Here is a 2,513-nt window from a genome sequence, read left to right as displayed (position 1 = left end):
GCAATGCTTCAGTGCGCCACCTGCCGCCGCTATCGTGGATCGCAACTGTTTCTCTGTTTCGCTTTACAGCGCCCAGACGCCCGGTGAAAAAGCCTTTATTCGCGTGGCTTCTTTTTATCCGGTTAATATGTTTAGCCAGGTGCGTACGCTGGCGCGTGGTTCATCAGAAGCACAATATTGTGAGCTGGATGTCGTTCCTGGCGAGCTGAACCGCTTTACGCTGACCGGCTGCATGACCCAGCGTGCCGAGCCTCTGCCGCTGGCTTTCGCTATTCAGGATGGCGCCAGCTACGCCGGTGCGATCCTGAAAGGAGAGCTGCAGCAGGCCGGTATCGACTATTCCGGACACCTGGTGCGCCAGACGCTGGCGACGCCGCCGGCTACCGTGCTGGCTGAAACCCAGTCTGCACCGCTACACGATCTGCTGAAGATCATGCTGAAAAAGTCGGACAATATGATTGCTGATACGGTGTTCCGCACCATCGGCCATGAGCGTTTTGGCGTGCCGGGCACGTGGCGTGCAGGTTCAGATGCTGTCCGTCAGATCCTGCGGCAGAAAGCCAATATTGATATGGGTAACAGCATTCAGGTGGATGGATCCGGTCTGTCGCGTCATGACCTGATCGCGCCGGATACCATGATGCAGGTCTTGCAATATATTGCGCAAAACGATCAGCAGCTGAACTATATCTCTATGCTGCCGCTGGCAGGCTACGATGGCACGCTGCGTTATCGCGGCGGCCTGCATGAGGCGGGTGTAGACGGTAAAGTCTCGGCTAAAACGGGATCGTTACAGGGCGTATATAACCTGGCGGGCTTTATTACTACCGCCAGCGGCAAGCGGGTTGCCTTTGTGCAATATCTTTCAGGCTACGCGGTACCGCCGCAGAATTATAATCAGCGCCGTATTCCGCTGGTTCGCTTTGAAAGCCGTTTGTATAAAGACATTTATCAAAATTATTAAAAAGAAGGGGCAGGGAAACTCCCCTGCCCTTTTTATCAGAAATGCGTATTCAGGCTCATGTAATACGTCCTGCCTGATTCGTTAAAGGTGTTTGCCCCTGCGCCATACATATAGGCACCGGTTGTCGAGTTCCCCGTGGTTTGCGCATTGCCCTCGCGGAAATGGCGCTTATCAAACAGGTTATCGATGCCCACCGTCACGCTGGCGTACTTGTTCACGTCATAAGTCCCGCTGAATCCTAAAAGGGAATAAGGGCTGACCGTTGATTTTTCCGTTCCGCTTACCGCTTCTCCCTTATAATTGTACTTCTTCGGCGTCTGCCGACCGTACCAGGTAAAGGTAGTTTGCAGCGACAGCTCCTGCGTTGCCTGCCAGGAAAGTGTCGAGTTCAGCGTATATTGCGGGATGACCGACAGACGATCGCCCGTGGTCTTATTTTTGCTTTGCAGCATATAGGTCAGGTTGTTGTTCCAGCTGAGGGTTTCTGTCACCGGCAGGTTAACCGTACCTTCCAGTCCTTCCACTACCGCTTTCGGCACATTTTCCCATTTATAGATATCGGTTCTGCCCGTGGCGCCCGTTGGCGCGTAACCCGATTCAATTTTGTCGCGGTAGTCGTTCCGGAACCAGGTCAGACCGGCCTGATAGCCGTCATGCTTGTACTCCACACCCACTTCTTTATTGATACTGGTTTCTGCTTTCAGATCCTCGTTACCCATCAGATAACAGGCTCCTGCGCTGGCAGCACAGCCCTGCCCACGGCTATAAAGCACGTAGTTCGGGTTGGTTTGATAGAGGCTGGGCGCTTTATAGGTTCTGGCAATGCCCAGCTTCAGCGTGAAGTCATCCGCCAGGATCTGGGACAGATTTAGCGATGGACTCCAGTTATTGCCCACGATGCTGTGATGATCGAAGCGCAGGCCCGGCACCAGCGTAGTGGTGTCGGTCAGCTCCATATTGTCTTCCGCAAACAGCGAGAAGATCTCCGCTGAGGAGTAAGGACTGCGGTTGCTGCTGCTGATGCCGTTGATAGCACCGCCAGAAAGAGCCTGCGTATTAGAAGCGCCATCCTTCATACGCTGCTGGTTCCATTCGGTGCCGACAGTCGTCGTTTGATTGATCAGAAACTCAAAAGGTATGCTGACTTCACTGTGCAGCAACACGTCATTGAGTTCGATAGTAGAAAAACCGCTGTCAGAAAATATCCCTTCCGTTCCGCCTGCCAGGCCTTCGTTGATGCGCGAGTTACGCGTATTTTCGTACTGGGCGTAGCTGCGCGTACTCATGCCATTATCCCAGACGCCGGTCCAGGTTAGCGCATAATCCTGACGGTAAAGCCGATTGGTTTCGTCGCCATATTTGCTTTGCACCAGCGCGCTGGTGTTTGTATTTTGGGTATCGCCCGCATAGAGATTACCCTGACGGCTATAGCCCGCACTGAACTCCAGGTTCTGGTGAGTCGCGAATGCCCAGCGCAGCTTGCCGTGAATGTCTTTATTGACCACGCCTTCACGCCCGGCCGGAACGGTATCAGCATAGGTGCCGGTCC

At 53.8% G+C, this 2,513-nt stretch carries 2 protein-coding genes; one reads left to right on the top strand and one right to left on the bottom strand.

Going from position 1 to position 2,513, the window contains the following annotated elements:
* A partial coding sequence (gene dacB / locus RTK32_RS21075) for a serine-type D-Ala-D-Ala carboxypeptidase (protein WP_312047343.1) occupies positions 1 to 964 on the top strand: 964 nt, incomplete at its 5' end.
* Between the two features lie 35 nt (positions 965 to 999).
* Here the strand turns inward: dacB and RTK32_RS21070 are convergent.
* Positions 1,000 to 2,513 (bottom strand): FepA family TonB-dependent siderophore receptor (locus tag RTK32_RS21070; protein WP_312047341.1); only part of this gene is annotated, 1,514 nt, incomplete at its 5' end.

This window comes from Erwinia sp., assembly GCF_031978025.1.
Taxonomy (GTDB): domain Bacteria; phylum Pseudomonadota; class Gammaproteobacteria; order Enterobacterales; family Enterobacteriaceae; genus Erwinia.
Note: the sequence above shows the minus strand (reverse complement) of the source record. Positions and strands in the feature narration are given on the sequence as shown.